The organism is Devosia submarina (genome assembly GCF_003056345.1).
Classification (GTDB): domain Bacteria; phylum Pseudomonadota; class Alphaproteobacteria; order Rhizobiales; family Devosiaceae; genus Devosia; species Devosia submarina.
In genome coordinates, this window is record NZ_PYWB01000007.1 from 166,783 (window position 1) to 186,986 (window position 20,204).

At 60.5% G+C, this 20,204-nt stretch carries 20 protein-coding genes and 1 tRNA gene; 12 read left to right on the top strand and 9 right to left on the bottom strand.

Annotated elements, in window-relative coordinates; genetic code table 11:
* Positions 1–61: 61 nt before the first annotated feature.
* The 4 genes from DDE77_RS12070 to DDE77_RS12085 all read right to left on the bottom strand — a co-directional run bounded on the left by DDE77_RS12070 (position 62) and on the right by DDE77_RS12085 (position 3,010).
* Positions 62–709, bottom strand: a complete 648-nt coding sequence (locus DDE77_RS12070) for an SdpI family protein (protein WP_108397711.1) — start codon at positions 707–709, stop codon at positions 62–64.
* A 125-nt stretch (positions 710–834) separates the two neighbouring features.
* Positions 835–1,317 carry a 30S ribosomal protein S9 gene (gene rpsI / locus DDE77_RS12075; RefSeq protein WP_108397712.1) on the bottom strand — a complete coding sequence of 161 codons (483 nt, stop codon included), beginning with the start codon at positions 1,315–1,317 and terminating at the stop codon, positions 835–837.
* 1 nt (position 1,318) lies between these two features.
* Positions 1,319–1,783 carry a 50S ribosomal protein L13 gene (rplM, locus tag DDE77_RS12080; protein WP_108397713.1) on the bottom strand — a complete coding sequence of 155 codons (465 nt, stop codon included), beginning with the start codon at positions 1,781–1,783 and terminating at the stop codon, positions 1,319–1,321.
* Positions 1,784–1,933: 150 nt separating this feature from the next.
* Entirely contained in the window at positions 1,934–3,010 is a 1,077-nt protein-coding gene (locus tag DDE77_RS12085; protein WP_245895213.1) for a COX15/CtaA family protein, read from the bottom strand.
* A 79-nt stretch (positions 3,011–3,089) separates the two neighbouring features.
* Here DDE77_RS12085 and DDE77_RS12090 point away from each other — a divergent pair, with 79 nt between their 5' ends.
* A complete protein-coding gene (locus DDE77_RS12090; protein WP_108397715.1) occupies positions 3,090–3,293 on the top strand; it encodes a DUF2842 domain-containing protein in 204 nt (67 codons plus the stop codon).
* 1 nt (position 3,294) lies between these two features.
* Here the strand turns inward: DDE77_RS12090 and DDE77_RS12095 are convergent, their stop codons facing one another.
* Positions 3,295–4,335, bottom strand: a complete 1,041-nt coding sequence (locus DDE77_RS12095; RefSeq protein WP_108397716.1) for a polysaccharide deacetylase family protein — start codon at positions 4,333–4,335, stop codon at positions 3,295–3,297.
* Positions 4,336–4,343: 8 nt separating this feature from the next.
* Positions 4,344–6,557, bottom strand: coding sequence for a GumC family protein (locus tag DDE77_RS12100; protein WP_108397717.1), 2,214 nt, complete (start codon positions 6,555–6,557; stop codon positions 4,344–4,346).
* Between the two features lie 155 nt (positions 6,558–6,712).
* Here DDE77_RS12100 and DDE77_RS12105 point away from each other — a divergent pair, with 155 nt between their 5' ends.
* From DDE77_RS12105 to DDE77_RS12125, 5 genes are all read left to right on the top strand, one after another.
* Positions 6,713–7,264, top strand: a complete 552-nt coding sequence (locus DDE77_RS12105; RefSeq protein ID WP_170116515.1) for a polysaccharide biosynthesis/export family protein — start codon at positions 6,713–6,715, stop codon at positions 7,262–7,264.
* Between the two features lie 6 nt (positions 7,265–7,270).
* A complete protein-coding gene (locus DDE77_RS12110; protein ID WP_108397719.1) occupies positions 7,271–8,401 on the top strand; it encodes a glycosyltransferase family 4 protein in 1,131 nt (376 codons plus the stop codon).
* 72 nt (positions 8,402–8,473) lie between these two features.
* Positions 8,474–9,994, top strand: coding sequence for an undecaprenyl-phosphate glucose phosphotransferase (locus tag DDE77_RS12115; RefSeq protein WP_108397720.1), 1,521 nt, complete (start codon positions 8,474–8,476; stop codon positions 9,992–9,994).
* Between the two features lie 7 nt (positions 9,995–10,001).
* A complete protein-coding gene (locus tag DDE77_RS12120; RefSeq protein ID WP_108397721.1) occupies positions 10,002–11,459 on the top strand; it encodes a hypothetical protein in 1,458 nt (485 codons plus the stop codon).
* The gene (locus tag DDE77_RS12125) at positions 11,456–12,802 is read left to right on the top strand and encodes an O-antigen ligase family protein (RefSeq protein ID WP_108397722.1); all 1,347 of its coding nucleotides are present in this window, start codon (positions 11,456–11,458) and stop codon (positions 12,800–12,802) included. Before DDE77_RS12120 ends, DDE77_RS12125 begins: the two co-directional genes overlap by 4 nt.
* On the opposite strand, the gene DDE77_RS12130 is transcribed toward DDE77_RS12125, so the two are convergent.
* Together DDE77_RS12130 and DDE77_RS12135 are read right to left on the bottom strand one after the other, a co-directional pair.
* Positions 12,775–13,746, bottom strand: a complete 972-nt coding sequence (locus tag DDE77_RS12130; protein WP_108397723.1) for a phosphotransferase enzyme family protein — start codon at positions 13,744–13,746, stop codon at positions 12,775–12,777. The two genes, DDE77_RS12125 and DDE77_RS12130, sit on opposite strands and share 28 nt — an antisense overlap.
* Before the next feature lie 61 nt (positions 13,747–13,807).
* Positions 13,808–13,884: transfer RNA gene (locus tag DDE77_RS12135), tRNA-Pro, on the bottom strand.
* 329 nt (positions 13,885–14,213) lie between these two features.
* On the opposite strand from DDE77_RS12135, the gene DDE77_RS12140 reads away from it, so the two are divergent.
* The 6 genes from DDE77_RS12140 (at position 14,214) to DDE77_RS12165 (ending at position 19,428) form a co-directional block, all read left to right on the top strand.
* Positions 14,214–15,254 carry an Ldh family oxidoreductase gene (locus DDE77_RS12140; RefSeq protein ID WP_108397724.1) on the top strand — a complete coding sequence of 347 codons (1,041 nt, stop codon included), beginning with the start codon at positions 14,214–14,216 and terminating at the stop codon, positions 15,252–15,254.
* 97 nt (positions 15,255–15,351) lie between these two features.
* Complete coding sequence (locus tag DDE77_RS12145) at positions 15,352–16,419, top strand: LacI family DNA-binding transcriptional regulator (RefSeq protein WP_170116516.1); 1,068 nt, start codon at positions 15,352–15,354, stop codon at positions 16,417–16,419.
* 44 nt (positions 16,420–16,463) lie between these two features.
* Positions 16,464–17,135, top strand: a complete 672-nt coding sequence (locus tag DDE77_RS12150) for an amino acid ABC transporter permease (RefSeq protein WP_108397726.1) — start codon at positions 16,464–16,466, stop codon at positions 17,133–17,135.
* A gap of 10 nt (positions 17,136–17,145) precedes the next feature.
* Positions 17,146–17,802, top strand: coding sequence for an amino acid ABC transporter permease (locus DDE77_RS12155; protein ID WP_108397727.1), 657 nt, complete (start codon positions 17,146–17,148; stop codon positions 17,800–17,802).
* A gap of 34 nt (positions 17,803–17,836) precedes the next feature.
* Positions 17,837–18,637, top strand: a complete 801-nt coding sequence (locus tag DDE77_RS12160; RefSeq protein ID WP_108397728.1) for a transporter substrate-binding domain-containing protein — start codon at positions 17,837–17,839, stop codon at positions 18,635–18,637.
* Between the two features lie 32 nt (positions 18,638–18,669).
* On the top strand, positions 18,670–19,428 hold the full coding sequence (locus DDE77_RS12165) for an amino acid ABC transporter ATP-binding protein (protein WP_108397729.1): 759 nt from the start codon (positions 18,670–18,672) through the stop codon (positions 19,426–19,428).
* A 41-nt stretch (positions 19,429–19,469) separates the two neighbouring features.
* Here the strand turns inward: DDE77_RS12165 and nagB are convergent, their stop codons facing one another.
* Positions 19,470–20,201 carry a glucosamine-6-phosphate deaminase gene (gene nagB / locus DDE77_RS12170; protein ID WP_108397730.1) on the bottom strand — a complete coding sequence of 244 codons (732 nt, stop codon included), beginning with the start codon at positions 20,199–20,201 and terminating at the stop codon, positions 19,470–19,472.
* Positions 20,202–20,204: the final 3 nt, after the last annotated feature.

Genomic DNA, 20,204 nt, shown 5'->3' on the forward strand with positions numbered 1-20,204 from the left:
AATTGCTTTGTCACCGATGGGAGGAAAAAATCCTCCAGCGCGGCAGCGTTGCACGCAATAGCTATGCTGCCGAGGGAATCCGGGCTGCCAGGGTAGCAAGGGCGGCGAATGTTGCTGGGATGAAGAGCGCTGCAGCAAAGCTCAGGATCAGGGAACCGATGCCCAGGTCAAGCCAGGCTAGCGTCAACAGGGCTGCACCCGCAAAACCGTAGGCGAGGCCAGCAATGCGGTGGACGTTTTTCCAAGCTTTGTCGTTGGGGATGGGCCAGGGCATGCGCAGGCCGGCATAGGTGTTGCGCTCGGCTTCAAACAGCACCACGCCGAGCACGAGTAGGAGAATGCCAAGGCCGAAGCCGGTCAGGCGGATGAAATCGAGGTCCGAGCCGATGCCGGTCAGCAGCAAGCCGAGTTGGCAGGAAGCAACCACGAGCATGAGCAGGGTCAGGGCCGGATCAAGAATGTGCTGGCTTTTGGCAAACTGGTTTTTTGTGAAGGCGCGCCCAAGCACGAAGAAGGCGACAAGCAAGACGATCTGGAGGATGGGCGCAAAGGGGAGCGCAACATCGCGTGGCCACAGCCAATCTGCGGTGCTGCCGCTCCAATGGGCGGGATAGGCGTAATCGGCCGGCACGCGGAAGAAGGCAACGCCTGTGATGGCGATGGTGACGATCAGGATCAGCAGGTGGAAGCGGGAGATCAGGACTTGCATGGAATGCTACATCTGGCTTCGGAAGACCGATCGCAAGCCCTACTCGGTTTATTGGAGACGAATAGCCCATGGGCAAAAGAAAAGGGCCGGTTTCCCGGCCCTTCTCGCAGACATAGATCCAAAACTTAGCGCTTGGAGAACTGGAAGGAACGACGGGCCTTGGCCTTGCCGTACTTCTTGCGTTCGACGACGCGCGGATCGCGGGTCAGGAAGCCGCCCTTCTTGAGGATCGGACGCAGGCCTGGCTCGAAATAGTTGAGCGCCTTGGAAATGCCGTGACGAACAGCACCAGCCTGGCCGGACAGACCACCGCCAGCAACGGTGACGACGACGTCGTACTGGTCGTTGCGGTCGGTTGCCACGATTGGCTGCTTCACGATCAGCTGCAGAACAGGACGTGCGAAATAGGTCGCGAACTCGCGGCCATTCACGGTCACGGTGCCCTTGCCTGGCTTGATCCAGACGCGAGCAACGGCGTTCTTGCGCTTGCCGGTGGCGTAGGCACGACCCAGGGAGTCGAGCTTCTGGACGTGCACCGGAGCGGTGTTGACGGCCGGAGCGACGGTGGAGGTGCCGAGGTCTTCGAGGGAGTTGATGGTTTCAGCCATATTACTTCACCCGCGCATTCTTGGAGTTCATCGCAGCAACGTCCAGCTTGGTTGGGTTCTGCGCTTCATGGGGATGCTCAGCGCCCGAATAGACGCGGAGGTTCTTGAGCTGGGCACGGGTCAGCGGGCCACCAGGCATCATGCGGCGGACAGCGTTCTCGAGCACGCGCTCGGGGAAACGGCCTTCCAGCAGCTCGCGCGCGGTACGATCCTTGATGCCGCCGGGGAAACCGGTGTGCCAGTAGAACTTGTGCTGGTCCAGCTTGCGGCCGGTCAGCTTCACCTTGTCGGCATTGATGACAACGATGTTGTCGCCCATGTCCATGTGAGGCGTGAAGGTTGGCTTATGCTTGCCGCGCAGGCGCGAGGCAATGATCGAAGCAACGCGACCCACGACCAGCCCTTCGGCGTCGATCAGGACCCACTTCTTTTCGATCTCGCTCGGTTTTGCCGAGTAAGTGCTCATGCTTGAATTCCCTAGAAAATTGGGGCTTGCCAGCCTTCATCCGGGGAGAAAGCGGCATGTTCGAGCGGAGCGTGTATGCGGGATTCCCCAGTCCGTCAAGAGCTTATAATTTCCCTTGTGAAATCAATAACTTGCATCGGCGGTATTATGTTACCGTGCGCCTAATGCGTTTGTCTTGGTCATATCGGCGAGGTAGGCGCAGATGGCGGACGCCAGGACAAAGGCGAGCCCCTGGTGGCCGACAGCCAGGTCGATGTTGATCATGGACAAGAGCGTAGCGATGCCGAGGCCAACTTGCGCAACCACCAGCACGGCGATGATGCCCATCCATCGATGCACGCCGCCCAGCCCTGCCCCACGGATCTGGCGGAACAGCATGATGAACGTCACGAGCGTGATGAGATAAGCCAGCATGCGGTGATTGAACTGCACGGTGAGGCCATGCTCGAAGAAGCTGCGCCAGGTAGGATCGTAGGCACCCAAACCATCGGGGATGAACTTGCCTTCCATCAAGGGCCAGGTGTTGAAGCCCATGCCCGCGTCGAGCCCGGCGACGAAGGCACCGGCCGCCACCTGCAGCACCAGCAATAGCAGGAGGATGGTTACGGACGAAATATTGCCACTTGTGACCGGACCTTCGGTGCGATCGGGCCGCATTCGGCGGGCAACCCAGATCAGCGCCAGCAGCAGGAGCAGCGCGGCGGTGAGGTGAGCGGCGAGGCGGTATTGGGAAACCGATGTCAGCTCGGTCAGGCCCGAGGACACCATCCACCAGCCCAAAGCACCCTGGAAACCGCCGAGCACGAAGAGGCCAGCCAGCGGCACGGCCATGTCGCGGGACAGGCGGCGCTGGAACAGGAAGACGAGGAAGGGGATCGCAAAGGCGAAGCCGATCATCCGCCCAAGGAAGCGGTGACCCCACTCCCACCAGAAAATGCCCTTGAAGTCTTCCAAGGTCATCCAGTGGTTGTAGACTTCATATTGCGGGATCTGCTTGTAGCCCTCGAACTCGGCCATCCAGTCCGCCTGGGAAAGCGGGGGAATGATGCCGGAAATGGGCTTCCATGTGGTGATGGAAAGGCCCGAGCCAGTGAGGCGCGTCATGCCGCCTACCATCACCATGACGAGCACCATGGCGGCCAGTGCATAGAGCCAGATGCGGACCGGACGCAGCCGATCGGTCGCAAAAGTGGTTCGGCTCAGTGCGGCATTTTGGGCGATGGTCACGGCAGTTTCCTGGTGTCGGTCGGCAGCGGGGAGTGGTATGCCCCGCTGACCCGTCCCGCAAGAGCCACCTTTGCCGCACATGACCCAGCGTAACCGCAAATTGATCGGCGTTTTTGTGCTTCTCGGCTCCATTGCCGCCTGGGTGACGGTTGTTACCTCCGTCTACCTCCTGTTCCCGCCGGATCTGCCAGGCTGGATCGTGCTGCCCTATTTCATCGTGGCCGGCATGGGGTGGCTTTATCCCGCAATCGGGATCATTCGCTGGATGGCAAAGCCGGAATAGATCAGCCGGTCAGCTTTCCCATCAGGGAGAAGATGGCGCCGCTGGCAAAAACATCGACATAGCGGCGTGACTGGAAGTAGCCGTTGAGGGATACACGCGGCAGGGCGTGTGGATTGGCAGCGTGGTGAGCATAAAGGCCGCCGGGGCGCGTGGTGACGGCTGATTGGAAGCCCAGTTCGCGCGCCAGATCGAATTCGCGCTGCCCTGCCGAGAGTGGTCCGCCCAGGGGATAGGAGAAGTGCTGCGGGCGCTCGCCGAGCTGCGCCTGGAGGATGTCGGCAGACTTGGATATTTCATCGCGCGCCTGCTCGAGCGGGAGCTTGGCGAGCTCATAATGGTGCACGGTGTGGGCACCAATGGTGCAGAGCGGCTCGTCGGCAAAAAGGCGCAGCTCCTGCCAGTTCATGATGAGATCGCGGCATTGCTTGTGCAGATCGTAGCCATAGGCGCCCGCGAAGCTGCCGACGAGCTGGACGCGCTCGGCTTCGGGCATCTTGCGCATCTGCCAGTAGAGCCTGTTGAACGCGTCGGTTTTTTCCGCAACCGTCAGCGTGTCGACATAGTCCGTTTCCCCGCCTGAGGTGAGCGCAATGGCATCCTGGCGGGCGATGATGTCTTCAATGGCCTGCCACCATAGCTCCCCTGCCCCATCGACCAGCGCGGTCGGAACATAGAGGGTAAATGGTGCTTCGTGCCGGCGCAGGATGGGCAGCGCGTATTCGAGATTGTCGCGGTAGGCGTCGTCAAAGGTGAGGACGACGAAGGGTTTGCCGCGGGAGGAGGCGGCGAGGCGATCAAGGGCTTCATCCAAAGAGACGATGTCGATGCCCAAAGCGCGGACCCGTTCAAGCACATAGTGGAGAAAATCGGGCTCGATCTGGAGGATCGCGTTGGGCGAGAAATCCGCGGGCGTGCCTGGCAGGACGCGATGAAGCGTGAAGATGACGCCGCGGGACTTGGACAAAGCACGCGCCAGGCTTGGCATGCGCGTCAGCCACAGGGCCTCGAACATGGCCCTGATCGCGGTGTATTTGAGCGACATTGCGCGCCTCAGGCCGCGACGCGCGCCGGGATGGCGGCAATGTCGACCGTAGTGAAACCGCTGTCGAGCAATTGCTGGCGGCGCTCGGAAACTTGGGCGAAGTCGTCGCCATCACCGGCTACAAGCACAAGACGGGCGTCGAGGCCCTCAAAGAGCGGCAGGGTGGACTGGGGTCCGAACTGACCCGTCATGACGATGACAACTTCATAGATGTCACGCAGGGCTTCAACCAGCGTCAGCGGCTTGCCGGAGGCGAGATCGATGCTGCCGAGTTGACCCCATGGCACTTCGGCGAAGCTGTTGTCGGCAGACTTCTGGACCACGTCGCCAAAGCTGGCTTCATCGGCGCTGAGATCGCTCAAGCCCGGCTCCTCGCTTGGCCGCGCACTGCCACCATCGACCAGGGCCGCGCTGAGGCCGCGGCCCAGCGCATCGCCGATCAGCTCTTCAGCCAGCGCCTCGCAATCGCTGACCTCGCTATGGGCAGCAAGCAGCAGGAGATGGGTGCGGCCGAACACCAGATCAGAGGAAAGTTCGGAAATGGTGGTAAGGCCATTGTCGTCGGTGGGCGTGGCGACGGGCACGGGCGTGATGACATGAGCGGCTTCTGCCGCCGGCTCGATCTCGGCGGCCGGTTCGATGTCATTGTTCGACTCATCGGCTGCGATGAACTGATCCTGCGCGGGAACGTCTTCGGCTGCCGGTTGGGTGAACGCCACGTGAGAAACGGCGACTTCGGGCGTGGTGAAGGCGGGCTCGTTGCGTGGGCCGCGGTCGACCTCATTGATGTACTCGTTGTCCCGGTCATGCGCAGGCTCGTCGATGTAGACGACGGCACGGCCAGACATGAGTTCACCAAAGGCGATCAGGCCGATCTGCACCAGAAGCGACACGATGCCGACGGCGACCAGGATGAGCTGGGTCTTGGGGGAGGATGGCGCTACGGACGGGGCGGCTACACTGACAACGCGGACATCGGGCAGAGCCGAATTAGTTTCAGTGCGCGAGAAGGCTTCGTTATAGCGCTGCAGATAGCCTTCCAGCAGATCGCGCTGCGCCTTAGCTTCGCGCTCGAGGCCTTCCAGCGTCACGCTGTCCTGGGTTGCGGTGGATGCCGTTGTCTTGGCCTGCTTGAGGTCCTCGCGCAGGGAGGCCTCGAGGTCGGCTGCAATCTGCGCCTCGGCGGCAAGCGCATCGGCGACGCGGCGGCCTTCGAGCGCAATCTGGTTGTTGAGTTCGGCAATCTGGGCATTCAGGGCCAAGATGGTGGGGTGATTGCCCAAAAGGGTTGCCGAGCGCTGCGCCCGCTCACCCTGCAGACGTGCCTTTTCCTGGCTGAGCTGCTGGATGGTGGCGGATTCTCGCACATCGGCGACGCCTTCAATGGACTGGCCGCGATCGAGCATGCCGCGGATCAGGGCTGCGCGTGAATTGGCGGCGTTCCTGCGTTCCTGGGCTGCGCTGATCTGGCTGGCAACTGTGGAGAGCTGCTGATCGGGTAGGCTGGTGTTGTTGGCGCCGATCAGCAGGTCATTGTTGACCTTGAAATTGGCAACGGCGGTTTCCGCCTCGGTGGTGGCAACGCGCAGGCGTTCGATTTCGGTGCGCAGCCAGCCCGAGGCTTTGGCCGTGTCAGACAGGGATAGCTCGGCGCGGCGGGTGACGTGGGCATTGGCGATGGCGTTGGCGATATCGGCGGCGCGCTGGGGGTCGGTGGATTGGACCACCACCGAGATGATGCGCGAGTCCCGCTCCTGGGCGACGGACAGACGGGCATTAAGATTGTTGAGCACGATCTCGTCGAGGCTGACCGGCGCGGTTTTGCGACCCAGGATCTGGCTTACCAGGGCCAGTGGGGAAAAACCGCCATCGCCCTTACCATTGAATTCGTAAACAGAACGCAGATCGAGTTCGTCAATCACCCGCAGCAGCGTGTCGCGCGACTTGATGAGACCGATCTGACTGGACACAACGCCTGCTTCGGCACCCGTGAGCGTGGGCGCCTGTTCGTTGGCGGCGCGCGTATAAACATTGCTGCGCGGCTCAACCAGGATCGAGGCCGAAGATTCGTAAAGCTTGGGGCTAAACATCAGCAGCACATAGGTCAGGGCCAGCAGAAGCAGCGTAACCAGGATGATCCGCGGAAGCCGCTTGATCACGGCACCGAGCAGCGCTCCTAGATCGATGCGTGTGTCCCGCACGATTTGCGACTCGTATGCCATGATGCTTCCCCGATTCAATCAAGGCAGTTATGGCGCTGTCGTGGTAAGCAATCCGTTAAGCCCGTTGCAGGGCGCAATAATACGGAGCCGAGGGAAGGACTTTATTAACCCTAAAAATGGAGACTGCGGCTATTCCTAAATGCGCGAGAGTCTCCATGCGCTGGCTTCCCATACTTACGATCGTCCTTGCCCTACCCTTGGCCAATTGCGCTTCTACGCGCCCGGCTACTTATCTGGTGGAAACCAAGGGACCTTATCAGCTGGACACTGGCGACACCGTGCGCGTGAGCGTGTATGGCGACGAAGACTTGACCGATACCTACCGCGTCGATGATAGCGGAGCTATTGCGTTTCCGCTGGTGGGACCGGTGCCGGTGCGCGGCGGAACCACCAAGATGGCGGCGAGCCGGCTGGCTGCGGCCCTGGCTAATGGTTATATGCGCAACCCCGACGTGGCCGTGGAAGTCGCCGAATACCGGCCCTTCTTTATTCAGGGCGAAGTGGGAACGGCCGGACAGTTTCCTTATGTCTATGGCATGACTGTGCGCTCGGCGATCAGCGTTGCTGGCGGGTTCTCCGATACGGCTGACCGCAACAAGGCCATTGTTTATCGCCGCCAGGGCAATCAGATGGCTAAGGGCAGTGTTGATCTCGATTTCCCGATCTATCCCGGCGACACGATCGTTGTTCAGGAACGCTGGTTCTAGCGGGGCATGATTGCTCGCCCTTTGCGCATTTTGCAGGTGATGCGGGCGCCAGTCGGCGGCCTGTTCCGGCACGTTGCCGATCTCACGCGAGCCTTGGCTGCCGAGGGGCATGAGATCGGGCTGGTTGTCGATAGCCTGGCGAATGATGCGCAGACGGAGGGCAAGCTCCAGGCGCTGCTTCCCCATGCAAGCCTGGGCATTCACCGCTTTGCCATGCCGCGTGTGCTGGGTCGCGGAGATCTAGTCACGCCGCTGGGCGTGCGGCGGCTGGCCCGCTCCTTACGCATTGACGTTCTTCATGGCCACGGGGCCAAGGGCGGCTTTTATGCGCGGCTCGCCCGTTTGGGCGGCGGCAAGAATGTTGCGCTTTATACCCCCCATGGCGGCGTGCTCCATTTCAGCCGGTCATCAGCTTCGGGGCGCATGTTTCATGGGCTAGAACGCTGGCTGATGGGGCAGACGGCGGCAATCATTTTCGAAAGCCAGTACGCTCAGGCTACTTATAGCAGTTTGATTGGTGCGCCGACTTGCCCGACCCAGGTGATCTATAACGGATTGCGGCCTGAGGAATTCGGGCGTGTTGTCCTCATGCCCGATGCTGCTGACTTTGTGTTTGTGGGCGAATTGAGGGATCTAAAGGGCATTCACGTGCTGGTGGAGGCACTCGCAGGTGTTGTCCGTCCGGACGGCCAGCCGGCCAAGCTGGTGATGGCGGGGGACGGTGGCGCCCGGGGCGCTCTGGTGGAGCAGATCGCAAGGTTTGGATTGCAGGAGCGCGTTGCGCTTCTTGGGGCGCAGCCCGCAAGGGACGCGTTTGCCAGAGGGCGCATTGCTGTTGTTCCTTCGCTGGCGGAGTCCCTGCCCTATATCGTGCTTGAAGCTGCGGCAGCTGGCCTGCCCGTTATTGCAACCGGCGTCGGTGGCATTCCGGAAATATTTGGCCCGACCGGGCAAAGCCTTGTTCCAGCCAATGATGTGACAGCGCTGCGAGCAGCCATGCAAGAGGCGCTGGATCAACCCGAAAGGGCGGAAGCGGAAATGCGGGAGCGGCTCGCCTTTATTGCCGAGCATTTTGCCCTGGGCACCATGGCCGGCGCAATCGAGGCGCTCTACTACAAGGCTATAGGCGCAGCTTGAAGGCTTTACTTCACCGAGTTTAAACCCCTTGCCCCGACAATGCCGGCACGAAATCGTACCGGTAAGTGTCTCATGTTTCGCGTCGACCCCAAGCAAGCCGTCCTCGATCACGTGTCCAGACAGGCTGGCGCGGACCCGTCACGGCGCAGGCTTGGGCCAGAGGCCGAGGCGATTATTGCATCGCCCGTGGAGCCGACGCTGTCCGGCGCTGTGGTTGTAGGGGTCGCACAGGCAATCGAAGCGGTGCTGCTGGCCGTGCTCGGCTACGCCCTTTACGAGTACTCCGTGGCGGTGGGCGAACCCGGTTTTTATGTGCCGGTGATCCTGGTCGCGACGCTTGTGGCCAATGTGCTGTTTAACGCCGCACGCACCCATCGCATTGCCGCCTATCGTACGCTGCTGGGACAGTTGAGCCGCGTGCTCGCCGCCTGGACGATTGTCGTGACTCTGATTGCCGTCGGCATCTTCTTTTTCAAGGCCGCGGACCTGTTTTCGCGCCTGTGGCTCGCCAGCTGGTTCATTGGCGGGGCGCTGCTGCTGGTGGCGTATCGTTTGGCGCTGCGGGCTATGGTGATGCGCTGGACCGAACAGGGACGCCTGCGCCGGCGTACCGCCATTGTGGGTGGCGGCAAGGATGCCGAAGTCCTAATCGAGCAGATCCGGGCCAGCTCCAACAACGATATCGCCATGCTGGGCCTGTTTGATGACCGGTTCGATGATCGTTCGCCCGAGCAGGTCGCGGGGCTGCCCAAGCTGGGCAAGGTTGCCGATCTCACCGAGTTCGCGCGCCGCACCCCAGTGGATCTGGTGATTGTATCCATGCCGCTATCGGCCGAAACGCGCGTGCTCCAGATGCTATCCCAGCTCTGGGTCTTGCCCGTCGATATTCGCCTTTCGGCGCACATGAGCAAGCTCAAGTTCACGCACAAGGCCTACTCCTATGTGGGTGATCTGGCTGTGTTCGACATGGCCGACCGGCCGATTTCGGACTGGAACCTCGTCTTCAAATGGCTGTTCGACAAGAGCGTAGCGCTTGTGGCGCTGGTCCTCCTGTCGCCCATCATGATCGCGACGGCCATAGCAATAAAGCTCGAGAGCAAGGGGCCGGTGTTCTTTATGCAGGACCGGCACGGCTTCAACAATGAGCTGATCCGGATCTACAAGTTCCGCTCCATGCGCACGGACATGCTTGATTACAACGCGTCCAAGATGGTGACCCGCGATGATCCGCGCGTGACGCGCGTCGGCAAATTCATCCGCAAGACCTCGATCGACGAGCTGCCGCAGTTGTTCAACGTTCTAAAGGGCGAGCTGTCCATCGTGGGCCCGCGGCCGCATGCGCTGCAGGCGAAGGCCGAGAACAAACTCTATTACGAGGCGGTGGAAGGCTATTTCGCGCGCCACCGGGTGAAACCCGGCATGACTGGCTGGGCGCAGATCAATGGCTGGCGGGGCGAGACCGATACGATCGACAAGATCATGCAGCGCGTGAACCATGATCTTTACTACATCGATCACTGGTCGGTCCTGTTCGACCTCTACATCGTGGTCATGACTCCGATCCGGCTGTTCGATACGACCAACGCGTATTGAGCACGTGATGAGGCAATTCACCGTAGGAGCTGCCGGTTTCCTTGCGCTGGCCGTATCTGGAACTGTTGCCTTGGCTGCACCAGCGCAGGCCGAGGAACCTTGCGTGGAATGTCTCCAGGTGCGCGTGGGCCCGGCTGTCGTTGTGCGCGGGCCGTTTCCGGACGAACTCGATGCCGCGTTCTCGGCGATCCGGCTCCCCGATGGCTCGTTTCGGGGCTTCAGTGCCAACGGGGCGACCTATGCCGTCGATGGCGCCAACTTGTGGGACATGGGCGGACCGCGTCGGGCGGTGCTTGAAGCCGGTGCACCGGGGAGCGTCAACGAGTGCGGGCGGTGGCTGACCGCCACTGCACAGGCCGGCCGCACCCTTATCGGCATGGTGCATCAGGAAAGCATCTGCGACTACGGCCCGCAGGGGCAGACGGACAAGTCCATGGCGATCGCCAGTTCCAACGATGACGGTCTCAGCTGGACCGACCTGGGAAACATCATCACCGGCAGTGACTCGCCCCGGCTGGGAACCACATCGGGCGAGGGTGACTGCTCGATGATCGATGGGCAGGACGGTTATCTCTACGCCTATTGCCTGCGCAATTCCGACTGGCAGACGATCGTGGCGCGCGCGCCACTTAACGATCCGACAGCGTGGCGCAAATATTTCGAAGGTGGCTGGAGCGAACCGGGGCTCGACGGCAAGGCGACAGACATCGGCTTCATCGGCACCGGGGCCGGCTATCTTCGGGAGCAAGGATGGGTCGCCGCTGTCGCGACCGATCCATGGTTTGGCGGGGTGCGGCTTTCCCTGTCCGCGGACAAGGTTTCATTTCTGGACCTCGACGAACCCTTGCTGCCCATCGACGGCTCGGATTGGGATCGGCCGGCAGAGACTGATCTTGTCGCCTATGGCTCGCTCCTGGACCCCGAGAGCGGGAGCAATCAGGTCGGCTCGGATTTCCTGTTGAGCTATGTCTATGTTCCGCCCGGCGAGGGCTTCGAGAGCCGGTATCTCGTTTTTCACGAGGTGTCGCTGCTGGTGCAGGATGAGCCAGCAAATACGGCGCAGGTGGGCTTGGCGCTCACCCGTTGGAGCGATCCGGAATCGCAAAGCCTTGTCACTTCCACTGGGCCGTTGACCGGAGACAGGCTCGGCTTCCAACGAAACAAGATTGTCGCCTTCATGCTGACGCGCCAGCCTGGGGACATCGCGAGCATCAAGTTTGCCGAATGTTCCCGAGATCTCTCCGGGCGCCTTGATCATCTGATTGCCGATGAAGGCAGCTGTGCGCCGCAGGGGTATAGGCGGGAGCGGACGGGAGGTTGGCTCTATGCTGCAGAGCAGGCCGGGACCGTGCCGGTTTATCGCTGCATCCAGCCGGAGACTGGGGCCCATTTTGCCTCGATCGCGCCCGACTGCGAGGGTTTGGGCAGCAGGGAATTCCTTCTTGGCTATGGATTGGCGCCATGAGCATGAGCGTGGACGCAAGCGGCCGGGCGCGCGAGATCGGGGTGAGCCTTACGGGTCTGAGGATCGCCGTGTTCTCGACGCGGAACATGATTTTTCTTATCGCCGTTTTGGCGATGAACTTCACACTGATGCGGCCGTCGCCGGTCGATCTTCTTTATATCACCTCCCTGCTGATCACCCTCTTCTATCTTACGCTTTGCCAGAAGCCCGAGGTGACACGACGAGCGGTTTATCTGATCCTGCTGCTAGGTGCGTGGGCATTGTCCTATTTCATCGCGTCCTTGCCGCATCTGCGGCAAGAGTTCGTGCTGTTCGAACTCATGGCCAAGACCTTCGCCATCTCGATCGGCATGATCGGCGCGTTTGTGTCCATGAGCTGGAACCGCCGGCATTTCGAGAACTTCATGAAGTTCTACATTGCCTCGTGCGTCATCGCCTCACTGCTGGGCACTGTCGGCTTTTTGCTGCAGATGGAGCTCCTGACCTGGGATGGGCGCGCCAAGGGCCTGATTGACGACCCCAATATGTATGGCTCGTTCCTGATCCCTGCTGCAGTTTTTTGCGCCTATTTCCTGTCGCGTGGGCAAGGCAGCAAGCTGATACTTGTCGGGGCGCTGGGGATGGTGCTGCTGGGCATCCTGCTTTCATTTTCGCGGATTGCAGTCGTTGCCGCGCTTGTTTGCTTTTTCGCCTATGTGTTCTTCCACAATCGCGGGCGGCCGCGCCGGCTGATGATGATCGTTGGCGGGCTGATCGCCACGGGCATCGTGCTATTTGCCTTTGCCAGCCTCACCTCTGCTGAGTTCACCGCCAAGCTCCTCGACCGGCTGACCTTTGCCAAATCGTATGACCTTGGCGAAGAGGGGCGATACCACCGCTATCTTCTTGTGCTGCCGATGATCATGCAGAACCCCATCGGGCTTGGGGTGCTGCAGCTGGAAAAGATCTTCCCGGAGCCGATCCACAACATCTGGCTCAGCTCCTTCGTCAACTATGGCTGGGGCGGCGGCGTGGCCTGGGTTACGCTGGCAATCGGGAGCGTGATCGTTTCGATCCGCAACTACCGGCGCACAGGAAACGAAATCGCCATCGCGCTGCTGATCTCGCTAGTTGGGATTGTGCTGTGTTCGTCCCTGCACGAAGGCGAGCACTGGCGCCACATGTGGCTTCTTTACGGGCTTGTTTGGGGCTTTAACGCAGCACATCTCGTGAACACGCCAAAAGGGCCAGCGCGTATGCCAAGGAGGCGATCCGCCCTACCCGCTCCGACCAGGACGAGGATTGCGCAGCCGAGAAGTGCGGTTCAGCTGCCCGGTCAGGGCCAGAGGCCATTGGCAAGATAGCGCTCGGCAAGCCGAGCAGTGTTTGCGGCGAAACCCTTCATATGCGTCTGCGCCAGCTTCGTTTCGGCATGGGAGCCGGTCCACGCCAAGAGCGCCATGCGGCGCAGCATGACCATGGTGTCGATCGAAGCGATATCGGCGGCATCCAGTTGCCTGATGGTCTGGTAGCCGGCAAGCCAGGCATTGCGCAGCTTTGGGGCTGCGGCATGGGCCTCATGGAACGAGATGGCGGCGGCGAAGTCATAGGTGAACCAGCAAAAGCCGCTGTCATCGAAGTCGATCAGCGTTACCCTGGAATCATCGACCAGGAGATTGCCGAGACGCATGTCGGCATGGATCAGGCCAAAGCGCTGCGCGGACGTGCCGTAGTCGGCGAGGCGCTTGTGAAGCGCTGTTTCGAGGCGCTGCAGCACCGGGGATATCGCATCATCCACGCCAGGTGCCTGGCGCCAATCGCCCCATAGGCCATCCGCAGAAAGAATAGATTCGGCGGTCCAGGCGGGGCGTTCGAAGTTGGCGGGGCGGACCCAATTCAGGACGTGGTTATGCAGCGTTGCGGCGTATGTCCCCAGGGTGGAAAAAAGCGCTCCGAGGTTGTTGTCTATTGTTGGCTCCGTTCCCTCAACAAAGCGGAAGAGAACGGCGAAGCGCACGTCTTGTTCTGTGCCGATGTTTTGCAGCAGCTTGCCATCGGCGCCGCTGACCATAACGGGAACAGGCACAGAGGTGTCGCGTCCGACTGCCGCCAGCCAGGCCAGTTCGCTCTCGATACCGGCGCGCGCATGATAGCCCGGGCGGTGAACACGCAGGCAGTAACGCTCCCCCGACGGTGCGGCCACGGCAAAGGTCTGATTTTCAGAATAGTTGAGGAGGCTGATGTGGGCGCCATCCAGGTCAATCCAGCGCGCCAGTGCTGGTTTTAGATCCGCTTCGCTCAGCAGCATGGAGGCTCCGGTTCACCCAACAAAAAGAGCCGCAAAGCGGCCCTGGAGAGATTTGGAGTAATGGTCGGAGCGGCCGGATTTGAACCGACGACCCTTTGTCCCCCAGACAAATGCGCTACCAGGCTGCGCTACGCCCCGACTGCGCGGAGACATAGAGAAACAGGTGTTCTGGTGCAAGTCTCATTTTGGAGGAGGATGTGAACAAACTCTGTTTTTCGCCGGTATGGGCCCTTGGGGGACAAAGTGTCCCACAAGGATGGAAGCGCTTCGGCGGCGAAAACCTGCGATCAGCATCGTACTAGGTCGCACCTTGTACGCCGCTGATGTCTTGCATCTGGTATGTAAGTTCTTCTAACTCCGGGTGAGGACACGCGACCGAATGGCCGTTCACCTTGCTTCTGATGAATTCGCCTATACCACCGGCGCGGTCTATGTCGCCGATGGTGGGGTAACCATGTGAGTAGACCATGCAGAGCGACAACCAGATCCTGGTCCCGGCGGACGAACTTGAGCGGCGGGTGCTGGCCGAGCTAACCGGCGCAGGCGCAAGTCAGGCGTCGGCGCAAGCCGCGACGCGTGCCCTGATGCATGCTTCGCTAGTGGGCGTTGACAGTCATGGCGTCCGGCTCACGGAACATTATTGCAAGATGATGGCTGGTGGCCGCATCAACAAGAACCCACAGATCACCGTGCGCCGCACGGCTCCAGCAAGCGCAATGCTCAATGGCGACGACGGCTTGGGGCATTACTCGGCCTTTAAGGCTGTCGAAACCGGGATCGAGATCGCGCGGGAAAACGGCATTGCGGGGATCGGAATCGAGCATTCGTCCCATCTGGGCGCGGCGGGCGCCTATGCGGCTGCGGGTGCCGAGCAGGGTTTTGTGACCTTTGCCACCACAAACACCGATTCCATGGTGACCCTGTTTGACGGCGCGCAGCGTTTTCACGGCACTAATCCCCTGGCCTTTGCCGCGCCAGTGCCTAATAGCCGCCCCTGGCTGCTGGACATGGCCACCTCGTCCATTCCGATGAACCGGGTGCTCCTGCATCGCTCGCTCGGTGCCCAATTGCCCGAGGGCGTGGCGGCCGATAGCGAGGGCCGGCCCACGCGCGATCCGCATGAGGCCGAAATGCTGCTGCCGCTAGGCGGGCAGGAATATGGCTACAAGGGTGCAGGCCTTGCGGGCGTTGCAACGCTGTTCTCGGCCTTACTGACGGGCACCACGCTCGACCCCGATTTCATCCCTATGTACGGCACGGACAACAACCACGAACCGCGTAACATGGGCCATTTCGTGCTGGTGATCGACCCTGCCAAGTTCGTGGGTGCGGAAATGTTCGCCCGCGGCATCGGCAGCTATCTCACGTCGCTGCGCGGCGCTCCGGCGCGTGCAGGAGGCGGCCCAATCATGGCTCCGGGAGACCGCGAATGGGCCGAAGCCGAGCGCCGCTTAAAGCAAGGCGTTCCCATCGATCCCGACACAGCCCGCTATCTCAAGTTCGAGTAAAATCGGCGTTTTCGGCGCCACCCGTAAGTGGATGCGCTACGCAGTTGACATTCGCGACTCCTTGGCTCGTTTTATTGCGGATGGCTGGGGCATGATGATGAGCGAAAAACCGGCCCGGCGGGCGCGGCCAACATTATTGGATGTAGCGAAAAAGGCTTCCGTGTCGCGCGCAACGGCCTCGCTGGTGGTGCGCAAAAGCCCGCTGGTGAGCGAGGAAACGCGCGCAGTTGTCCAGGCTGCCATGGCCGAAATCGGCTATGTCTACAATGCTGGCGCGGCAAGGATGCGAGCGGCGCGCAGCAGAACAATCGGGGTGATCATCCCCAATCTTTCCAACACCTTTTTCGGCGAACTACTGGCTGGCATCGATGATGTGATTGATGCGGCGGGATTGGCGAGTTTTATCGCCCATTCCGGGGAGTCACCTGCCAAGCAGGATGGCGTCGTCAACCGGATGCGCGAACATGGGGTTGATGGGCTGATCATCTGCCCTGCGGCGGGTACGGAGCCGAGCTTCATGGCCCGGCTGAAGGATTGGGACATGCCCGTGGGCGAGGTGCTGCGCACTGTCGCCGCAGGAAATGTCGACTACACGGGCATGGATCAAAGCGGAGGAATGGACAGTGCCGTTAGCCGGCTGGTGGAGTTGGGACACACCCACCTTGGCTTCGTTGCCGGCAGTCTCGACCATTCTGCACGCGATGAAAGACTTGGTGCCTTTCGCTCGGCCGTTCGCCGGCATGATCAGGTTCGAACCACCGAAGAAATGATCGAGCTTACCCATGTCGAGGCGATCATGCTGGCCGAACGGATCGCTGCCGACCCTTCGGCGCCTACTGCCTGGATCTGCCATAATGACGTGGTCGGCTTGGGCATGCACAAGGGCTTTTGTGATATGGGGCTGCTGCCTGGGCGCGATGTGTCCCTGATCGGGTATGATAATGTGGCGGAGGCCGCTCTGGTGCGGCCAGGGCTCGCATCGGTAGCCACCGAGCCGTCGGAGATCGGGGCGCTTGCCGCACAGCAATTGCTGCGCAGGATCAACGATCCGGAGATGGCTCCAGCACGGATCACTGTTCCCAGCCACCTGGTTGTACGAGGATCAATAGGCCCTGCCCCATTGGTCGCCGCCCATGGATTGACTCGGGAGCTCGCGGGCATTTAGATCGATCTAATTGATCGGCAAGAAGTTGTGGAGGATAAGGGCGCATGGGCTACCAGTTCAATTTTGCGCCCGTGTTCAACAATTTCGACCAGTTGCTGTACGGCGCTCTGATTACCGTGCAGCTCAGCTTCGGGGCCATTCTGATCGGCCTCTTGATCGCCGTTCCCTGTGCTGCCGCCAAGACGGCGGGTCCTGCCCCTCTGCGCTGGCTGGTAAGCCTTTATATCGAGGTGATCCGCAACACGCCCTTCCTGATCCAGATCTTCTTTATCTACTTCTCCCTGCCCGCCCTCGGCATCCGGTTTGATCCAAACACGGCCGCGTTGGTGGCCTTGGCGGTCAATGTGGGCGCCTATGCCACCGAGATCGTGCGAGCGGGCATCGAGTCGATCAATCGCGGGCAGATCGAAGCAGGCAAGGCGTTGGGCCTCAAGGGCCACCAGATCTTCCGCTACATCATTATTAAGCCGGCTTTGCGCACCATTTATCCGGCGCTCACTAGTCAGTTCATCTACCTGATGCTGAACTCTTCCGTTGTTTCGGCGATCTCGGCCACCGATTTGGCAGCGGCGGGCAACAACATCCAGTCGACTACGTTTGCGGCGTTCGAGGTCTATCTGGTGATCACCGCAATGTATCTCGTCCTGTCGCTAGGCTTTTCCGGCCTATTTTCAGCAATCGGGCGGAAAGCATTCAGCTATCCGCTGGCACGATAGGAACGGCCCGATGTTTCGCAGCTTTGGTCCCAATGAAGCGCTATACATCATCACCGCAGTGCAGTGGACGCTGCTTCTTTCAGCGATCGCCTTTGCAGGTGGCGCCGTGGGCGGCATGGCGATCGCCTTGGCACGTGTTTCGGCGATCAAAACGCTGCGCTACGCGGCACTCTCCTTTATCCGGGTATTCCAGGGCACACCGCTGCTGATGCAGCTGTTTCTTGTTTATTTCGGCCTTTCGATCATGGGCGTGGGCATCAACCTTTGGGTTGCGGCAGCGGCGGCGCTAACCCTGCATGCCAGCGCCTATCTTGGCGAGATCTGGCGCGGCTGCATAGAAGCAGTGCCAGCCGGCCAGAGCGAAGCAAGCTATGCGCTTGGGCTTAAATACGGGGACCGCATGCGCTATGTCGTGCTGCCCCAGGCGGCCAAGATTTCAGTAGCGCCCACTGTGGGCTTCCTTGTGCAACTGATCAAGGCGACCTCGCTCACCTCGATCATCGGCTTTGTGGAACTGACCCGTGCCGGGCAGATCATCAACAACGCCACCTTTCAGCCCCTTACTGTGTTTTCGCTGGTGGCGGCTGTCTACTTCGTCCTTTGCTGGCCACTCTCCATGTGGGCCCGGCATCTGGAAAGCCGGTTCGCCGTGGCGACCGCACGCTGACAACAAGATTTTCAACCAGGGAGAGAGTTTAAAAATGAAACTAAACAAGAAGCTGATCGCACTTGCTGGCGCTGCAGCGCTAGCCGCCGGAATGGTGGCAGGACCCGCCGCTGCACAGAGCGTTGAAGAAATTCAGCAGCGCGGTACCGTGAACGTGGGTCTTCTGGTTGATTTCCCGCCCTTCGGCATTCTTGACCAGAGTGGCAACCCCGATGGCTATGATGCCGACGTGGCTCGGCTTCTGGCGGAGGATCTCGGTGTCGAGCTCAACCTTGTGCCGGTCACCGGCCCGAACCGCATCCCCTATTTGCTATCCAATCAGGTGGACATCCTCGTTGCATCGCTCGGGATCACGCCCGAACGCGATGAGCAGGTGGATTTTTCCCAGCCTTACGCGGGCATCGAAATCTTTGTTTTCGGTGATGCAAATCTCGAGGTGACCGGGCCCGAAGGACTGTCGGGGCAGAACATCGCGGTGGCTCGCGCTTCGACCCAAGACACGGCCATCACCGAGATCGCACCGTCGGACGCCAATATTCAGCGCTTCGACGATGACGCTTCGGCCGTTCAGGCGCTCCTTTCAGGTCAGACCCCGCTGATGGGCGCGTCTAACGTGGTGATCGCCCAGATCAACACCATGGCGCCAGATCGCTTCGATACCAAATTCTCGTTGCGCCAGCAGAGCCAGGGTATCGCGGTACGTCCAGGAAGCGATGAGCTGCTTGGCTACATCAACGAGTTCTTGGGCCGCGTTAAAGCTGATGGCCAGTTGAATGCACTGCACGAAGAGTGGGTTGGCGGACCGCTGCCCGAGTTCGTGGCAGAAACCGAATAGTTCAACGAACAGATCTGAGGGCGGAAGCCGCTATGTCCAATGTTGTACCCGAGAATACCGATGCCGCGGTCATCATGCGCGATGTCGACAAATGGTATGACAGCTACCATGCCCTCACTGCCATCAACCTTACGGTCGCACGGGGCGAGAAGATCGTCGTGTGCGGCCCTTCGGGGTCGGGGAAATCGACCCTCATCCGCTGCATCAATCAGCTCGAAACCATCCGCTCCGGAACAATCACCGTCGACGGCATCGAGCTGACTAACGGTGGCGAGAACGTGGATAAGATCCGTCGCGAGGTCGGGATGGTCTTCCAGCAGTTCAACCTTTTCCCGCACATGACCGTGCTGGAGAACTGCATGCTTGCTCCGATCAAGGTGCGCGGAGTGAGCAAGGCTGAGGCCGAACAAACAGCGCGGCGCTATCTTGAGCGCGTGCGCATCCCGGAGCAGGCCGACAAATATCCCGCCCAGCTTTCAGGCGGTCAGCAGCAGCGAGTTGCGATTGCCCGGGCGCTGTGCATGAATCCCAAGATCATGCTGTTTGACGAGCCGACATCAGCCCTCGATCCGGAAATGGTCAATGAAGTGCTCGACACCATGATCGATCTCGCCAGCGAAGGCATGACCATGCTTGTGGTAACCCATGAGATGGGTTTCGCACGCAAAGTGGCCGACAGGGTGATCTTTATGGATAAGGGCGAGATCGTTGAGATGGGCGAACCCGAAAGCTTCTTTTCCAATCCGCAGAACGAGCGCACCAAGACGTTTCTAGGTCAGATCGCCCACTAACAAGAGCGGCAGCCGGCAGTTGACGCATCGGGGTGCCGTTCTCAGGAACTTGGGCGTGCTGCCTGGTCGCAATAGACGGTGACCCGGAGATGGCTCTGAAGGGCGGAGGCCGGGTTTTGGCTCGATTGTGGGCGTTCAAAGGCTTCCAGCAGGGCTTGGGCCTTGTTGGGTCCGATGGCGACCAGAACGATCTCTCGCGCCTCAAGTATAGTGCCGATACCCATGGTGATGGCTCTGCCAGGTGGCCGCTCTCCTGGGGGGAAATCGGAGGTGTTTGCCGCGATAGTCGATTCCGTCAACGTCGCGACGTGGGTCCGGCTATCGAAGGGCGAACCAGGCTCGTTGAAGCCGATATGGCCATTCTGACCGATGCCGAGCAATTGCAGATCGATGCCACAGCGATCCGCTATTGCGTGTTCGTAGGCGACACAGGCTGATTGGAGATCGCGATCGGTCTGGGGCAGCTGTGCCGCGCCCCTTGGTAGATCGACATGGGCGAAGAAATGCTCATGCATATAGGCCCGAAATGACGCGGGGTGGTTTGCAGGCAAGCCCACATATTCATCGAGATTGAAGCTCGCGGCGTCAGCAAAGGAGACAAGGCCTTGCTGATGAAGTTGCACCAGCTCACGGTAGATGGGCACAAAGGTTTTGCCCGTGGCCAAGCCAAGGGTGGACTGTGGCTTTGCTTTGATTACGCTGGCGACGTGTTTGGCAACTGCAGCGGCAACGGCATCTGCCGTGTCGAAAATGCGAAAATCAGGCTTGGTCATGGA